Annotated in this window: 20 protein-coding genes; 2 read left to right on the top strand and 18 right to left on the bottom strand. The window is 58.3% G+C overall.

Features of this window, described 5'->3' with window-relative positions; all coding sequences use genetic code 11:
• Positions 1-13 precede the first annotated feature (13 nt).
• The 5 genes from rplE to rpmC all read right to left on the bottom strand — a co-directional run bounded on the left by rplE (position 14) and on the right by rpmC (position 1771).
• Complete coding sequence (gene rplE / locus AQS8620_RS02195; protein WP_085835169.1) at positions 14-577, bottom strand: 50S ribosomal protein L5; 564 nt, start codon at positions 575-577, stop codon at positions 14-16.
• Positions 577-882: a 50S ribosomal protein L24 gene (gene rplX / locus AQS8620_RS02190; protein ID WP_085835168.1), complete on the bottom strand. Its 306-nt coding sequence runs from the start codon at positions 880-882 to the stop codon at positions 577-579. The genes rplE and rplX overlap by 1 nt, the downstream gene beginning before the upstream one ends.
• Positions 882-1250, bottom strand: a complete 369-nt coding sequence (gene rplN, locus AQS8620_RS02185; protein ID WP_038073566.1) for a 50S ribosomal protein L14 — start codon at positions 1248-1250, stop codon at positions 882-884. Before rplN ends, rplX begins: the two co-directional genes overlap by 1 nt.
• Positions 1251-1330: 80 nt before the next feature.
• Positions 1331-1558 (bottom strand): 30S ribosomal protein S17, encoded by a 228-nt coding sequence (gene rpsQ, locus AQS8620_RS02180; protein ID WP_085835167.1) that lies wholly within the window; start codon positions 1556-1558, stop codon positions 1331-1333.
• A 12-nt stretch (positions 1559-1570) separates the two neighbouring features.
• Entirely contained in the window at positions 1571-1771 is a 201-nt protein-coding gene (gene rpmC, locus AQS8620_RS02175; protein WP_085835166.1) for a 50S ribosomal protein L29, read from the bottom strand.
• 237 nt (positions 1772-2008) lie between these two features.
• Between rpmC and AQS8620_RS02170 the strand changes: the two genes are divergently transcribed.
• Positions 2009-2629: a TIGR02466 family protein gene (locus AQS8620_RS02170; RefSeq protein WP_085835165.1), complete on the top strand. Its 621-nt coding sequence runs from the start codon at positions 2009-2011 to the stop codon at positions 2627-2629.
• Between the two features lie 96 nt (positions 2630-2725).
• On the opposite strand, the gene rplP is transcribed toward AQS8620_RS02170, so the two are convergent.
• The 13 genes from rplP to rpsL form a co-directional block, all read right to left on the bottom strand.
• The gene (gene rplP / locus AQS8620_RS02165; RefSeq protein ID WP_085835164.1) at positions 2726-3139 is read right to left on the bottom strand and encodes a 50S ribosomal protein L16; all 414 of its coding nucleotides are present in this window, start codon (positions 3137-3139) and stop codon (positions 2726-2728) included.
• Between the two features lie 13 nt (positions 3140-3152).
• Positions 3153-3860, bottom strand: coding sequence for a 30S ribosomal protein S3 (gene rpsC, locus AQS8620_RS02160; protein ID WP_085835163.1), 708 nt, complete (start codon positions 3858-3860; stop codon positions 3153-3155).
• Positions 3860-4240: a 50S ribosomal protein L22 gene (rplV, locus tag AQS8620_RS02155; RefSeq protein ID WP_085835162.1), complete on the bottom strand. Its 381-nt coding sequence runs from the start codon at positions 4238-4240 to the stop codon at positions 3860-3862. Before rplV ends, rpsC begins: the two co-directional genes overlap by 1 nt.
• A gap of 3 nt (positions 4241-4243) precedes the next feature.
• Positions 4244-4522, bottom strand: a complete 279-nt coding sequence (rpsS, locus tag AQS8620_RS02150; protein ID WP_085835161.1) for a 30S ribosomal protein S19 — start codon at positions 4520-4522, stop codon at positions 4244-4246.
• Positions 4523-4525: 3 nt separating this feature from the next.
• Entirely contained in the window at positions 4526-5365 is an 840-nt protein-coding gene (gene rplB, locus AQS8620_RS02145) for a 50S ribosomal protein L2 (protein ID WP_085835160.1), read from the bottom strand.
• A gap of 233 nt (positions 5366-5598) precedes the next feature.
• On the bottom strand, positions 5599-5895 hold the full coding sequence (locus AQS8620_RS02140) for a 50S ribosomal protein L23 (RefSeq protein WP_085835159.1): 297 nt from the start codon (positions 5893-5895) through the stop codon (positions 5599-5601).
• Positions 5892-6512, bottom strand: coding sequence for a 50S ribosomal protein L4 (rplD, locus tag AQS8620_RS02135; RefSeq protein ID WP_085835158.1), 621 nt, complete (start codon positions 6510-6512; stop codon positions 5892-5894). Before rplD ends, AQS8620_RS02140 begins: the two co-directional genes overlap by 4 nt.
• The gene (gene rplC / locus AQS8620_RS02130) at positions 6509-7240 is read right to left on the bottom strand and encodes a 50S ribosomal protein L3 (RefSeq protein WP_085835157.1); all 732 of its coding nucleotides are present in this window, start codon (positions 7238-7240) and stop codon (positions 6509-6511) included. Before rplC ends, rplD begins: the two co-directional genes overlap by 4 nt.
• 14 nt (positions 7241-7254) lie before the next feature.
• Complete coding sequence (rpsJ, locus tag AQS8620_RS02125; RefSeq protein WP_085835156.1) at positions 7255-7563, bottom strand: 30S ribosomal protein S10; 309 nt, start codon at positions 7561-7563, stop codon at positions 7255-7257.
• Between the two features lie 349 nt (positions 7564-7912).
• Positions 7913-9088, bottom strand: coding sequence for an elongation factor Tu (gene tuf, locus AQS8620_RS02120; protein WP_085835141.1), 1176 nt, complete (start codon positions 9086-9088; stop codon positions 7913-7915).
• Positions 9089-9146: 58 nt separating this feature from the next.
• A complete protein-coding gene (gene fusA, locus AQS8620_RS02115; RefSeq protein WP_085835155.1) occupies positions 9147-11270 on the bottom strand; it encodes an elongation factor G in 2124 nt (707 codons plus the stop codon).
• Positions 11271-11347: 77 nt separating this feature from the next.
• Positions 11348-11818, bottom strand: coding sequence for a 30S ribosomal protein S7 (gene rpsG, locus AQS8620_RS02110; RefSeq protein WP_085835154.1), 471 nt, complete (start codon positions 11816-11818; stop codon positions 11348-11350).
• 12 nt (positions 11819-11830) lie between these two features.
• Positions 11831-12202 (bottom strand): 30S ribosomal protein S12, encoded by a 372-nt coding sequence (gene rpsL, locus AQS8620_RS02105; RefSeq protein ID WP_085835153.1) that lies wholly within the window; start codon positions 12200-12202, stop codon positions 11831-11833.
• Positions 12203-12607: 405 nt separating this feature from the next.
• On the opposite strand from rpsL, the gene AQS8620_RS02100 reads away from it, so the two are divergent.
• Complete coding sequence (locus AQS8620_RS02100) at positions 12608-14440, top strand: glycosyltransferase family 92 protein (RefSeq protein ID WP_200809576.1); 1833 nt, start codon at positions 12608-12610, stop codon at positions 14438-14440.
• The last annotated feature ends 88 nt before the right edge of the window (positions 14441-14528 follow it).

Genomic DNA, 14528 nt, shown 5'->3' with positions numbered 1-14528 from the left:
ACTCCTCGCGCGATCAGCTGTTGAAGGGCATGTTGAAAGCTTTCAACAGGCTCTTTGCTTCTGCGTCGGTTTTCGCGGTGGTCGCGATGACAATGTCCAAACCCCAAACCTCATCGACTTTGTCGAAGTTGATTTCGGGGAACACGATGTGCTCTTTCATGCCCATGGCGTAGTTGCCACGGCCGTCGAAAGAAGTGCCCGATACGCCGCGGAAGTCGCGGATACGGGGCATTGCTACCGTGATCAGACGGTCGAGGAATTCGTACATACGGTCGCCACGAAGGGTAACCTTCGCGCCCAAGGGCATGTCTTCACGAACGCGGAAACCAGCGATGGATTTCTTGGCTTTCGTGACGAGTGCCTTTTGGCCGGCGATTGCAGTGAGATCTTCCTGAGCCGATTTGGCTTTCTTGGAGTCACGCACAGCTTCTGCACCGCAGCCGATGTTGAGAACGATTTTGTCGAGGCGCGGGAGCTGCATGTCGTTGGTGTAGCCGAACTCTTCTTTGAGAGCGGCACGAATGCTGTCCTGATAGAGCGCCTTCAGACGCGGGGTGTAGGTTGCAGCGTCGAGCATTAGATCACGTCTCCCGTGGTCTTTGCAAAACGGACCTTGTTGTCGCCATCCATGCGGAAGCCAACGCGGGTTGCTTTGCCGTTTGCGTCGAGCAGCGCAAGGTTCGACAGGTCGATGGGCATTGCGGTCGGCACGCGGCCACCCTGCGATGCTTGCGACTGACGAACGTGACGCACTGCGACGTTCACGCCTTCAACGATTGCTTTGCCTTTGGCAGGGAAAACAGTGGCGATTTCGCCCTGTTTGCCTTTGTCTTTGCCGGACAATACGACGACCTTGTCGCCTTTACGGAGCTTAGCAGCCATTACAGCACCTCCGGAGCAAGCGAGATGATCTTCATGAAGTTCTTCGCACGCAGCTCACGCACAACCGGCCCGAAGATACGGGTACCGACAGGCTCGCCTGCGTTGTTGAGGATAACGGCAGCGTTGCGATCGAAACGGATCGCGGTGCCATCTTCACGACGGACTTCTTTCGCGGTGCGAACGACGACGGCCTTGCGGACATCACCTTTCTTAACGCGACCACGCGGAATGGCTTCTTTCACCGATACGACGATGATGTCACCCACGGACGCGTAACGACGGTGCGAACCGCCGAGGACCTTGATGCACTGAACACGGCGAGCGCCGCTGTTGTCAGCTACATCCAGATTGGTCTGCATCTGGATCATGTGGTTTCTCCCGACCTTTGGGGGGGCTTGCAGTTGCCCATTCCCCCAGGGTTTCGATTAACTGGGCTTTGACCGTCGACTTAGACGAGCACTTCCCAGCGTTTGGTCTTCGACTTCGGCGCACATTCCTGAATGCGGACGGTGTCACCGACGTTGAATTGGTTGTTCTCATCGTGAGCCCGGTATTTTTTGGACTTACGGATGGTTTTGTTCAGCAGCGGGTGCTTGAAGCGACGCTCGACCGACACGGTGACGGTTTGTGCGTTTTGGTTGCTGGTGACAGTACCTTGAAGAATACGTTTGGGCATAGGTCTCGCTCCTTATTCCGCAGCCGCTTGGGCTTTTTGGTTCAGAATGGTTTTCACACGGGCCGCGTTACGGCGTGCTTTACGCATCTGAGCGGTGTTTTCGAGCTGGCCGGTGGCCTGCTGGAAACGGAGGTTGAAAGCCTCTTTTTTCATGTTGGCCAGGTCCTCACGGAGCTGGTCCGGCGTTTTGTCACGCAATTCTTGAGCGTTCATAGCCTTGTCCTTTTTCTAATCACCAGAGAGCCCCAACACGTTTGATCGTGGGTCACCCTTTGCCTGATGAGCGGATGATAAAACACACGAATCCCGCGTGCGGGAATCCGTAGATGCCGCTCTATAAGGGACGCTCCCCCATCAAGCAAGGGAAACCTGAACTTCCTGCAAAACAAGGTTGAAGCGCGCCACTGATGCCCCCTCGCGCGGTCCCGCCCGCTGCGCTATGAGGGGATCATGGCACATATCGAATCTCTTTTTGTCACCCGCCTCTACCGCGCCGCCCTTTCCGAGTACGGCCCCAAGATAGACGCGCAAGAACTTGAAAACTCCTGTCTCGTTATCGCCGAAGATGACGATGCGGGCCACGACTGGTGCGAAGCCAACAACTATCCCGGTTACACCAGCTACGCCTCCCTGAGCGACCTTCCCTGGCGCTTTCCGATTTTCAAACAGGTGGTCGAAGCGCTCGACAAACACGTTGCCGCCTTTGCCGAAGACCTCGAGTTCGACCTTGACGGGCGCAAGCTGGAACTGGAAGACATCTGGATCAACGTGCTTCCCGAAGGCGGGTCGCACGGCTCCCACATCCATCCCCACAGCGTCATCAGCGGCACCACCTATGTGGCGATGCCCGAGGGCACGTCGGCGCTGAAACTGGAAGACCCGCGCTTTGGGGCCATGATGGCCGCGCCACCGCGCAAGAAAGACGTGCGCGCGGACCTCAAAACCTTTGTCTACGTCGCGCCGAAGGTGGGGGACGTGCTGCTGTGGGAAAGCTGGCTGCGCCACGAGGTCCCGATGAATTTCGCCGAAGACAACCGCATCTCGGTCAGCTTCAACTACCGCTGGGCCTGAGCGGACCCGTGTTCTGACAAACAAAACCCCCGCCGATTGCTCGGCGGGGGTTTCTTTTGGTCCGGAGGGCCGCCCCGCAAAGGGCGGCGCGCCGAATTACCAGTCTTCGCGCATCACTGTGCGGGTTTTCACCGGAAGTTTCATCGCTGCGAGGCGCAGGGCTTCACGAGCGACATCTTCGGACACACCGTCGATTTCGAACATCACACGGCCGGGTTTGACCTTGCATGCCCAAAAATCCACGGACCCTTTACCTTTACCCATACGAACTTCGGTGGGTTTCGAGGTCACGGGAGTGTCGGGGAAAATACGGATCCAGACACGGCCCTGACGCTTCATGTGACGCGTCATGGCACGACGTGCTGCTTCGATCTGGCGTGCGGTTACACGCTCGGGTTGGACGGCTTTCAGGCCGAACTCACCGAAGTTCAGATCCGAACCGCCTTTTGCCTGACCGTGGATACGGCCTTTGTGCAGCTTGCGGAACTTTGTACGTTTTGGCTGAAGCATTGATCAGATCTCCTTAACGACGGCCGCGGTCGCCGCGGGGCGCCGGACCTTCCTGGAGTTCAGCGTGACGACGGTCATGAGCCTGAGGGTCATGCTCCATGATCTCGCCTTTGAAGATCCAGGTTTTGATGCCGATGATGCCGTAAGCGGTCGATGCTTCTGCATGTGCGTAGTCGATGTCGGCGCGCAGGGTGTGCAGCGGCACGCGGCCTTCGCGGTACCATTCGGTCCGTGCGATCTCTGCACCGCCCAGACGGCCGGCAACGTTCACACGAATACCCAAAGCACCAAGACGCATTGCGTTTTGCACCGAGCGTTTCATCGCACGACGGAAAGACACACGACGCTCGAGCTGCTGAGCGATGGACTCGGCCACGAGGGCCGCGTCGAGCTCGGGCTTGCGCACTTCAACGATGTTGAGGTGCAGCTCGGAGTCGGTCATCTTTGCGATCTTCTTGCGCAGGGTTTCGATATCGGCGCCTTTTTTGCCGATGATCACGCCCGGGCGCGCAGTGTGGATCGTGACGCGGCACTTTTTGTGCGGACGCTCGATGATGACGCGGGCGATGCCGGCGGCTTTGCACTCTTCCTTGATGAAATCACGGATCTTGATGTCTTCCAGAAGAAGATCACCGTAATCCTTGGAATCGGCGTACCAGCGGCTGTCCCAGGTGCGGTTCACCTGAAGACGCATACCGATCGGGTTAACCTTATGACCCATTAGTTTTGCTCCTCGACTTGACGCACCGTGATGGTGATTTCCGCGAACGGCTTCATGATCTTGCCGAACCGGCCACGTGCGCGCGGACGCCCACGTTTCATGACGAGGTTTTTGCCAACCCAAGCTTCGGCGACGATGAGCTCATCGACGTCGAGGTTGTGGTTGTTCTCGGCGTTCGCGATTGCGGACTGAAGACATTTCTTCACGTCTGCTGCGATCCGCTTGTTGGAGAAAGTCAGGTCCGTGAGGGCCTTGCCGACTTTCTTGCCGCGGATCATCTGTGCGACGAGGTTCAATTTCTGCGGCGAAACGCGAAGCATTTTGGCTTTTGCCATTGCTTCGTTGTCAGCCACGCGGCGGGAATTAGCTGCCTTGCTCATGACTTACTTCCGCTTCGCTTTTTTGTCAGCGGCGTGACCGTAATAGGTGCGAGTCGGCGAATACTCACCGAACTTCTGACCGATCATGTCTTCCGAGACGTTGACGGGAACGTGCTTGTGGCCGTTGTACACACCAAAGGTGAGACCAACGAACTGCGGCAGGATGGTGGAGCGGCGCGACCAGATCTTGATGACCTCGTTACGGCCCGACTCGCGAGACTTTTCGGCCTTCTTGAGGACGTAAGCGTCCACAAACGGGCCTTTCCAGATAGAACGTGCCATATCTTAGCGACCCTTCTTCCGAGCGTGACGCGAGCGGATGATGTATTTATCCGTCGCCTTGTTCTTACGAGTGCGCGCACCCTTCGTCGGCTTACCCCAGGGTGTCACAGGGTGACGACCACCAGAGGTCCGGCCTTCACCACCACCATGGGGGTGATCGATCGGGTTCATCACAACACCACGCACGGAGGGACGGATGCCTTTGTGGCGGTTCCGACCGGCTTTACCGATGTTCTGGTTCGAGTTGTCGGGGTTGGACACGGCACCAACGGTGGCCATGCATTCCTGACGGATCGCACGCAGTTCGCCCGAGGACAGACGGATCTGTGCGTAGCCACCATCGCGGCCCACGAACTGAGCGTAGGTGCCTGCAGCACGGGCGATCTGGCCGCCTTTGCCGGGCTTCATTTCGACGTTGTGGACAATGGTACCGATCGGCATGCCGGAGAAGGGCATCGCGTTCCCGGGTTTCACGTCGGCCTTGGCCGAGGAAATCACCTTGTCGCCAACGGCGAGACGTTGGGGAGCGAGGATATAAGCCTGCTCGCCATCTTCATATTTGATCAACGCGATAAACGCGGTGCGGTTGGGGTCATATTCGATCCGCTCAACCGTTGCTGCGACGTCAAACTTGTTACGTTTGAAATCAACGATACGGTAGAGGCGTTTCGCGCCACCACCGATGCGACGCATCGTGATCCGTCCGGTGTTGTTCCGACCGCCGTTCTTCGTCAGACCCTCGGTGAGGGATTTGACGGGGCGACCTTTCCAAAGCTCCGAACGGTCGATCAGAACCAGCCCACGCTGGCCAGGCGTCGTCGGTTTGTACGACTTGAGTGCCATGCTTTCTGTCTTCCGTTAGCTTCTGGGCTATATGCCCCCGTTTCTGGGTGCAGCCCGTTTCGTCTAGGACCGGCGATCTCGCGCCGTTCCACACTGAATCTGAACACCGGAGGGTGCGCAGAGCGAGACCTGGAACCGGTGGTTCCCGCGGTAGATGCCGCAAACCAGATCATGTTCCAGAATAAAATCCGGCCCCCACACAACGGTAGGGGCCGGAGATTCGGTGCCTTCTATCAGAGACCTGTGGTCACGTCGATAGTGTTGCCCTCTTCGAGGGTGACATAGGCTTTTTTAACGTCTTTGCGCTTACCGAGCATACCGCGGAAGCGTTTGACTTTACCTTTGGTGATCGAGGTGTTGACCGCTTTGACCTTCACGCCGAAGAGTGTTTCCACTGCTTCTTTGATCTGGGGTTTGTTTGCGTCGATCGCCACTTCGAAAACCACGGCACCGTTTTCGGAGGCCATTGTGGTTTTCTCGGTGATGAGCGGCTTGCGGATCACATCGTAGAGTTCTGCTTTGGTCGTCATTTCAGGCGAGCCTCCAGAGCTTCGATACCCGCGCGCGTGATGACAAGAGTGTCACGCTTGAGGATATCATAGACGTTGGCGCCCATGGTCGGCAGGATGTCCACGTTGGAGAGGTTCGCAGCCGCAGCTTTGAAGTTCTCGCAAACGTCGGTCCCGTCGATGACCAGAACGCGTTTCCAGCCTTGCTCTTTCACTGCTTTGGCGAGGAACGCGGTTTTGGCTTCTGCGAGTTTCGCATCTTCCACAATCACGAGGTTGCCAGCAGTTGCTTTCGCGGAGAGAGCATGCTTGAGGCCGAGCGCACGGAACTTTTTCGTCAAGTCGTGTGCGTGGCTGCGCGGGGTCGGGCCTTTGTAGATACCACCTTTACGGAAGATCGGCGCCTTGCGGGACCCGTGACGTGCGCCACCGGTGCCTTTTTGGCGGTAGATCTTCTTCGTGGAGTAGCTGACTTCCGAGCGACCTTTGGTTTTGTGCGTCCCCTGTTGGGCACGTGCACGCTGCCAGCGGACAACACGGTGCAGAACGTCGGCGCGCGGCTCAAGGCCGAACAGAGCCTCATCGAGGTCCAACGTACCAGCAGCAGCGCCGTCGAGTTTGATCACATCAAGTTTCATGCTTCACCCCCTTCAGCGGTGGCTTCTTCAGCCGGAGCAGCAGCAGCTTGAGCCGATTTCAGACCAGCGGGAAGAACGGCGTTCTCGGGGAACGGTTTCTTCACGGCGTCCTTGATCGTGACCCAGCCACCTTTGGAACCGGGAACGGCGCCTTTGACCATGATCAGGCCACGGTCGAAGTCGGTTTTGACGACTTGAAGGTTTTGCGTGGTGACGCGGGCGGAACCCATGTGACCAGCCATCTTCTTGCCTTTGAAAACCTTGCCCGGATCCTGACACTGACCGGTCGAACCATGCGAACGGTGCGAAACGGACACACCGTGCGACGCACGCAGACCGCCGAAGTTGTGACGCTTCATCGCACCGGCAAAACCTTTACCGATCGAGGTGCCCGCAACGTCGACGAACTGACCTTCAAAATAGTGGTCAGCCGAAAGCTCTTCGCCGACAGCGATGAGGTTTTCAGCGTCAACGCGGAATTCTGCAATCTTGCGCTTGGGCGCAACATTGGCGGCGGCAAAGTGGCCGCGCATGGCTTTCGAGGTGCGTTTTGCTTTTGCAGACCCTGCACCGAGCTGAACGGCTGTGTAGCCATCCTTTTCGGAGGTCCGCTGAGCAACAACCTGAAGGCCGTCGAGTTGAAGAACGGTCACAGGGATCTGCTTACCGTCTTCCATGAACAAGCGGGTCATGCCCACTTTCTTGGCGATTACACCAGAGCGCAACATATCGAATACCCTCCTTAGACCTTGATCTCGACATCCACGCCAGCCGCGAGGTCGAGCTTCATCAGCGCGTCCACGGTCTGCGGGGTCGGATCCACGATGTCGAGCAGACGCTTGTGCGTGCGGATCTCGAACTGGTCGCGGGATTTTTTGTCAATATGCGGCCCACGGAGAACCGTGAACTTTTCAATCTTGTTCGGCAGGGGAATCGGGCCACGCACAGTAGCGCCAGTGCGCTTTGCGGTGTTGACGATTTCTTGCGTGCTGGCGTCCAGTACACGGAAATCGAAAGCCTTCAGCCGGATGCGAATGTTTTGCGACTGCATAGGTAGTGCCTTTCGCGGCTTCTGGTTGAGAGGTCGAAGACGCACCATGCGCCCCCCACGTCGAACCCTGAAAGGGCGAGTCACGACTCACCCTTTCACTTCGCACGAAGCGAATTGGTGCCCAATACAGGTCAGCGCCCGTCATTTCAACATTTAACTCCGACGCCTTGGCCGTTTTCGTAAATATATCCCTGACAGCCCGCGCGCCATGCAAAAAGGGCCATGCAAAAAGGGCCCGCTTTCGCGAGCCCTTCTCTTCTTCGATCTTCGACACACGTATCTGTGCGTCTCGGGATCGTTCTTACTTAACGATCTTCGACACACGTATCTGTGCGTCTCGGGATCGTTCTTACTTAACGATCTTCGACACAACACCAGCGCCGACGGTGCGGCCGCCTTCGCGGATAGCAAAGCGCAGGCCTTCTTCCATGGCGATCGGTGCGATCAGCTCAACGCCGAACTTCAGGTTGTCGCCGGGCATGACCATTTCAGTGCCTTCGGGCAGCTGAACGGTGCCAGTGACGTCCGTCGTGCGGAAGTAGAACTGGGGACGGTAGTTCGCGAAGAACGGCGTGTGACGGCCACCTTCCTCTTTCGTGAGGATGTAGGCTTCCGCTTCGAACTCGGTGTGCGGCTTGACCGAACCGGGCTTGCAGAGGATCTGACCGCGCTCAACGCCTTCACGGTCGATACCGCGCAGCAGCGCACCAACGTTGTCGCCAGCTTCACCGCGATCAAGCAGCTTGCGGAACATTTCAACACCGGTACAGGTGGTTTTCTTCGTGTCGCGGATACCGACGATTTCGATCTCTTCGCCAACGTTCAACACGCCGCGCTCGATACGACCGGTCACAACCGTCCCACGACCGGAAATCGAGAACACGTCCTCGATCGGCATCAGGAAGGGCTGGTCCACCGCGCGTGCGGGGGTCGGGATGTAGGTGTCGACAGCTTCCAGAAGCGCACGGATCGACTTCTCGCCGATTTCCTCGTCGCGACCTTCCAGAGCGGCAAGCGCCGAGCCGGGGATGACGGGGATGTCGTCGCCGGGGTACTCGTAGGAAGACAGCAATTCGCGGATTTCCATTTCGACGAGCTCGAGAAGCTCTTCGTCATCCACCTGGTCAACTTTGTTCATGTAGACGACCATGTAGGGGATGCCCACCTGACGACCGAGCAGGATGTGCTCGCGGGTCTGGGGCATCGGGCCGTCAGCCGCGTTCACAACCAGGATCGCGCCGTCCATCTGCGCAGCACCGGTGATCATGTTCTTGACGTAGTCGGCGTGGCCGGGGCAGTCAACGTGCGCGTAGTGACGGGTTTCCGTCTCGTACTCGACGTGCGCCGTCGAGATCGTGATCCCGCGCGCTTTCTCTTCCGGTGCGCCATCGATCTGGTCGTAGGCCTGGAAGTCACCAAAGTATTTGGTGATCGCTGCGGTCAGCGTGGTTTTGCCGTGGTCAACGTGGCCAATCGTGCCGATGTTAACGTGCGGTTTGGAACGTTCAAACTTTGCCTTAGCCATAATGGCCTCCTGTTATTCTAGGTGGGGACCGGAGGCAGCTCCGATCCCCGAAAAGCGCTTATGCGTATTTCTTTTGGATTTCGTCCGAGATGTTCTGCGGCACTGCTTCGTAGTGATCGAAGACCATCGAGAACTGCGCGCGGCCCGAGGACATGGAGCGCAGCGTGTTGATGTAGCCGAACATGTTCGCGAGCGGCACGAATGCGTCGATTGCAATCGCGTGACCGCGTGTGTCCTGACCCTGAACCTGACCCCGGCGGGAGGTAAGGTCACCGATGATGCCACCGGTGTACTCTTCGGGCGTGATCACTTCGACTTTCATGACCGGCTCGAGAAGTTTTGCACCAGCTTTGCGCATCCCTTCGCGCATCGCCATACGGGCAGCGATTTCGAAGGCGAGGACCGAGGAGTCCACGTCGTGGAACTTACCGTCGATGAGCTGCACTTTGAAGTCGATGACGGGGAAGCCAGCCAGCGGACCGGAGTCCATGACCGAGCGCACACCTTTTTCGACGCCGGGAATGTATTCCTTGGGCACCGCACCACCAACGATCTTGCTCTCGAAGGAGAAACCTTCGCCGGGCTCGGTCGGGGTGATGATCATCTTGACTTCAGCGTACTGACCCGAACCACCCGACTGTTTCTTGTGGGTGTAGGTGTGCTCGACTTCATGCGAAATCGTTTCACGGTAGGCCACCTGCGGTGCACCGATGTTCGCCTCGACTTTGAACTCGCGACGCAGACGGTCAACGAGGATGTCGAGGTGAAGCTCGCCCATGCCTTTCATGATGGTCTGACCGGATTCGATGTCGGTCTCCACACGGAAGGAGGGATCTTCGGCTGCCAGACGTGCAAGGCCCGTCGACATTTTCTCTTGGTCACCCTTGGTTTTGGGCTCGACCGCGATCTCGATCACAGGCTCGGGGAAGGTCATCGTTTCAAGAACGACCGGCTCCTGCGGGTTGCACAGCGTGTCACCCGTGGTGGTGTCTTTGAGGCCTGCAAGCGCGATGATGTCGCCAGCGAATGCTTCTTCGATTTCTTCACGGTTGTTCGAGTGCATCATCATCATACGACCGACGCGCTCTTTTTTACCTTTGGTCGAGTTCAAAAGGCTGTCGCCTTTTTTCAGCACGCCCGAGTAAACGCGGGTGAAGGTCAACGAGCCCACGAAAGGGTCGTTCATGATTTTGAACGCAAGGCCTGCAAACGGCATGGAGTCGTCTGCACGGCGCGGGATGTTACGAACTTCTTCTTCATCGCCGGGTTTGAAACCCATGTAGTCAACAACGTCGAGCGGGCTCGGCAGGAAGTCGATCACAGCGTTGAGAAGCGGCTGAACACCTTTGTTTTTGAACGCGGAACCACCGAGCACGGGAACAAAGTCCAGCGCCAGCGTGCCCTTGCGCAGCAGTTTGCGCAGGGTCGCCTCATCGGGCTCATTGCCTTCGAGGTATTCCATCATCGCGTCGTCGTCTTGCTCGACGGCGGCTTCGATCATGTTGGCGCGCCATTCGTTGGCGAGATCCTGAAGCTCTGCACGGATGGGTTCTTTGACCCAGCTTGCGCCGAGATCTTCACCGCGCCAGACCCATTCCTGCATGGTGATCAGGTCGATTTGACCTTCCAGCTCGGTTTCCGCCCCGATGGGCAGGCACACGGGCACAGGACGCGCACCGGTACGGTCCGCAACCATTTTCACACAGTTAAAGAAGTCGGCGCCGATCTTGTCCATCTTGTTGACGAACACGATACGCGGAACTTTGTAGCGGTCAGCCTGACGCCACACAGTTTCGGTTTGGGGCTCAACACCAGCGTTTGCATCCAGAACGCAAACAGCACCATCGAGAACCGCGAGCGAACGCTCGACTTCAATGGTGAAGTCAACGTGGCCGGGGGTGTCGATGATGTTCATCCGGAATTTGGTATCGGATGTGCCCTCTTCGGTGGGCTCTTCTTGGCGTTGCCAGAAAGTGGTGGTCGCAGCCGAGGTGATCGTGATGCCGCGTTCCTGCTCCTGCTCCATCCAGTCCATGGTGGCCGCACCATCGTGCACCTCACCAATGTTGTGGGACTTGCCGGTGTAGTAGAGGATACGCTCGGAGCAGGTGGTTTTACCTGCGTCGATGTGCGCCATGATACCGAAGTTGCGGTAACGTTCGAGGGGATAGTCGCGTGCCATGGGTGCGGGTCCTAGGGCCTGAGTTCAGATGGCTGGCGACCCGAAGGCCGCCAGCGTCAGATTATCCGGCGGTCAGATTACCAACGATAGTGGCTGAATGCTTTGTTCGCATCGGCCATCTTGTGGGTGTCTTCACGCTTTTTCACAGCAGAACCGCGGCCGTTGACTGCGTCAAGCAGCTCACCGGCAAGGCGTTCTTCCATGGTGTTTTCGTTGCGCGAACGGGCGGCGTTGATCAACCAACGGATCGCAAGCGCTTCACGACGCTCGGGACGCACTTCGACGGGCACCTGGTAGGTTGCACCACCGACGCGACGCGAGCGCACTTCGACGGAAGGCTTCACGTTGTCGAGGGCTTCGTGGAAGACTTCGACGGGCGCTTTTTTCAACTTGTCTTCGACGCGGTCAAACGCGTTGTAGACGATTTTCTCGGCGGCAGATTTCTTGCCATCGATCATGAGGTTGTTCATGAACTTGGTGAGCACACGGTCGCCAAATTTGGCGTCGGGCAGAACTTCGCGCTTCTCAGCGGCGTGACGACGGGACATACCGGTCTCTCCTTATTTCGGACGCTTAGCGCCGTATTTCGAACGACGTTGACGACGATCTTTAACACCTTGGGTATCCAGAACACCGCGCAGGATGTGGTAACGGACACCCGGAAGGTCTTTTACACGGCCGCCACGGATCAGAACCACGGAGTGTTCCTGAAGGTTGTGGCTTTCACCGGGGATGTAGGAGATGACTTCGAAACCGTTGGTCAGACGCACTTTGGCGACTTTACGCATAGCGGAGTTCGGTTTCTTCGGAGTCGTCGTGTACACGCGGGTGCAAACGCCACGTTTTTGCGGGCAGGACTCGAGGTGCTGGGACTTCGAGCGTTTTACTTTGGGCTGACGCGGCTTGCGGATCAGCTGTTGGATCGTTGGCATAGGGCTCTTTCCCGTTTCCTAACTTTGGCAACCACGGCTTTCACCGGGAAGATTACGATGTGCAGTGTCAGACGCATGCGCATAACACAAAAACCCGCAATCGTTCCCATTCCGAGGCGAACGACGCGGTGAGTTCCCAGAGGATGAAGGCCGCAAAATGGCCCGCATCTTGATCACTACGATTTAGAGATCGGCAAAAAAGAGGGAGCCCCCTTTAGCCGGATGCGCGCGGTATATGGAGAGTCGGATAGCTTGTCAACACAGAGAGGCGCGCCAGAGCCACCTGTTCGCGCTGCGCTGCAATTCGCGGCACGCGCGTCCCTGCGGCGCGCTGCGCATTTTCCTTTTCTCTGTCGGGGGGCTACCCTAACGTCGTCTGCGTATGGGGATGGCGAGGAGAGGTCAATGCCGCGACAAACCAGTGTGTCGATCGCACTCACGCAAGACGACGGCCCGTTTCTGTTGCAGTGGATTGCGTGGCAAAAGGCCCTGGGCTTTGACGAAATTCTCGTCCTGCATCACGATTGCACCGACCGCTCTCCCCAGCTTTTGCGCCTGCTCGAACGCGAGGGTGTCCTGAGCCAGAAATCCTTTACCGCCGATCCCGACCGCGCCCTGACAGGACAGGCGGTGCGGCGTATCGCAAAGCACCCGATTGTGCAGACGGCGCACTGGGCGCTGCTTTCGGACATTGCGCAGCGTTTGGTGATTTTTGCGGAGGCCGGGCAGATCGAGGATCTGACGGCGCGACTGGACACAGGCCAGGGCGCCTATCAGATCCCGACGCAGGGTTTTGCAGGACCGCAGGCGCTATGGGACGAGCCGGTTTTCCATCACGAAACGGCCCTGCTGCAGGCCGCCGAGACACCCGTTGTCCCTGCGTGCCTGTTTTCAACGGCTGCGGCCCTATCGGCCAGCGACCCTGCGCCGCTTCCCCCTGACAGCGCGCGGATCAACACCTACGCACGCGGGCCTGCGCCCCAGACAACGGGCGCGCACGATAGCGACGCGCGCCGCTATGACACCCGATTTCAAACCGAATTGGACAAACTTCTCGCGATTGCCGGCGTTGCGCGGCTGCACGCTCTATGTTGCGCCGATTTTGCAGCCCACCACAGCGCGCCCGACGAGGATCGCGCCGCGCCGTTTCGCAAACGCGCCAAAAGCCTGCCAAAACATGCGCCCGCAGCCCGCCCCGCCGCTGCCCAAGCCGCCCCCTCTGCGCCCGTGGGCGGCGTGCAGGACAGTCTGGTCATGACCTGCACACGCAACGAAGGCCCGTTCATTCTGGAGTGGGTCGCGTGGCAGAAAATGCTCGGCTTTGACGATGTTCTGATCTGCTACAACGATTGCACCGACCATTCCCCGGAGCTGATGGCGCGCCTGCAGGAGGCCGGTTGGCTCACCGCGCTGGAAGTCACCCCGACGGTGGGAAAACCTCCCAAACTCAGCCTGCACAAGGCAGGGCATGCCCATCCGCTGACGCAAAAGGCGGGCTGGTTTTTTCTCTGCGATATCGACGAATTTCTGGTGCTACACACCGAAGACGGCACGCTTGCGTCTTTCTTGGGGGAGGAGACACCCAATGTTGCCGGTATCGCGATCCACTGGAAAGTTTTCGGCGACAGCGGGCTGACCCGTTGGGAGGATCAGCTCACCCACCGCATGTTTACCCAAGCCGGTGGCCCGGGCACGCGGGTGAACCATTTTTTCAAAAGTTTCATCTACCAACCGCGCCGCTTTAAGCGGCTCGGAGCGCATTCCCCCAAAGGATGGCAGGGCGAAGGCCCCTGGAACGAGGGCGTCAATCGCTGGATCCGCTCGAATGGCGCCAGAATTTCCGGCTACAACCCCGACACCAACCCGAAATCCCTGACCCATGAGCAATATATCACCCATGACACCGCGCAGGTGAATCACTACGTGATCCGCACCCGTGAAAACTACGCTTTCAAACAGGGGCGCGCATCGGCATCGGCGGGTGTGGACCGCTACACGGACGACTTTCTGCGCCGCCACAATCGCAACGACGAGGTCAACACCGACGCATTGGCCCAAAAGGAGCGCTTTGACGCGGTTTACGCCCAGATCCGCGCAGTGCCCGATGTCGAGCGCCTGCATCACCTGTGCTGCGCCGATTACGTCCAAGCCATGTGCGAAAAGCGCGGCGACGACTTTCGCGCGGATGAACGCTGGCAACACCATATGGCACAGGCCGCGGCCTTGTTGCCGGCCTAGCCTTTGGGCGAAACCGCCCCACCCTGCCCTGCTCGCGTCAAAAAAAAGGCCCCGCTCATCGCGGGGCCTTTTCACGTTTCAAAGGGAC

This window comes from Aquimixticola soesokkakensis, from assembly GCF_900172375.1.
Classification (GTDB): domain Bacteria; phylum Pseudomonadota; class Alphaproteobacteria; order Rhodobacterales; family Rhodobacteraceae; genus Aquimixticola; species Aquimixticola soesokkakensis.
This window is presented reverse-complemented; position numbering and strand designations above follow the sequence as displayed.

What these genes read in the sequence shown, in the direction of transcription:
- rplE (WP_085835169.1), bottom strand. Translation starts at nt 577, where the DNA reads ATGCTCGACGCTGCAACCTACACCCCGCGTCTGAAGGCGCTCTATCAG.
- rplX (WP_085835168.1), bottom strand. Translation starts at nt 882, where the DNA reads ATGGCTGCTAAGCTCCGTAAAGGCGACAAGGTCGTCGTATTGTCCGGC.
- rplN (WP_038073566.1), bottom strand. Translation starts at nt 1,250, where the DNA reads ATGATCCAGATGCAGACCAATCTGGATGTAGCTGACAACAGCGGCGCT.
- rpsQ (WP_085835167.1), bottom strand. Translation starts at nt 1,558, where the DNA reads ATGCCCAAACGTATTCTTCAAGGTACTGTCACCAGCAACCAAAACGCA.
- rpmC (WP_085835166.1), bottom strand. Translation starts at nt 1,771, where the DNA reads ATGAACGCTCAAGAATTGCGTGACAAAACGCCGGACCAGCTCCGTGAG.
- AQS8620_RS02170 (WP_085835165.1), top strand. Translation starts at nt 2,009, where the DNA reads ATGGCACATATCGAATCTCTTTTTGTCACCCGCCTCTACCGCGCCGCC.
- rplP (WP_085835164.1), bottom strand. Translation starts at nt 3,139, where the DNA reads ATGCTTCAGCCAAAACGTACAAAGTTCCGCAAGCTGCACAAAGGCCGT.
- rpsC (WP_085835163.1), bottom strand. Translation starts at nt 3,860, where the DNA reads ATGGGTCATAAGGTTAACCCGATCGGTATGCGTCTTCAGGTGAACCGC.
- rplV (WP_085835162.1), bottom strand. Translation starts at nt 4,240, where the DNA reads ATGAGCAAGGCAGCTAATTCCCGCCGCGTGGCTGACAACGAAGCAATG.
- rpsS (WP_085835161.1), bottom strand. Translation starts at nt 4,522, where the DNA reads ATGGCACGTTCTATCTGGAAAGGCCCGTTTGTGGACGCTTACGTCCTC.
- rplB (WP_085835160.1), bottom strand. Translation starts at nt 5,365, where the DNA reads ATGGCACTCAAGTCGTACAAACCGACGACGCCTGGCCAGCGTGGGCTG.
- AQS8620_RS02140 (WP_085835159.1), bottom strand. Translation starts at nt 5,895, where the DNA reads ATGACGACCAAAGCAGAACTCTACGATGTGATCCGCAAGCCGCTCATC.
- rplD (WP_085835158.1), bottom strand. Translation starts at nt 6,512, where the DNA reads ATGAAACTTGATGTGATCAAACTCGACGGCGCTGCTGCTGGTACGTTG.
- rplC (WP_085835157.1), bottom strand. Translation starts at nt 7,240, where the DNA reads ATGTTGCGCTCTGGTGTAATCGCCAAGAAAGTGGGCATGACCCGCTTG.
- rpsJ (WP_085835156.1), bottom strand. Translation starts at nt 7,563, where the DNA reads ATGCAGTCGCAAAACATTCGCATCCGGCTGAAGGCTTTCGATTTCCGT.
- tuf (WP_085835141.1), bottom strand. Translation starts at nt 9,088, where the DNA reads ATGGCTAAGGCAAAGTTTGAACGTTCCAAACCGCACGTTAACATCGGC.
- fusA (WP_085835155.1), bottom strand. Translation starts at nt 11,270, where the DNA reads ATGGCACGCGACTATCCCCTCGAACGTTACCGCAACTTCGGTATCATG.
- rpsG (WP_085835154.1), bottom strand. Translation starts at nt 11,818, where the DNA reads ATGTCCCGTCGTCACGCCGCTGAGAAGCGCGAAGTTCTGCCCGACGCC.
- rpsL (WP_085835153.1), bottom strand. Translation starts at nt 12,202, where the DNA reads ATGCCAACGATCCAACAGCTGATCCGCAAGCCGCGTCAGCCCAAAGTA.
- AQS8620_RS02100 (WP_200809576.1), top strand. Translation starts at nt 12,608, where the DNA reads ATGCCGCGACAAACCAGTGTGTCGATCGCACTCACGCAAGACGACGGC.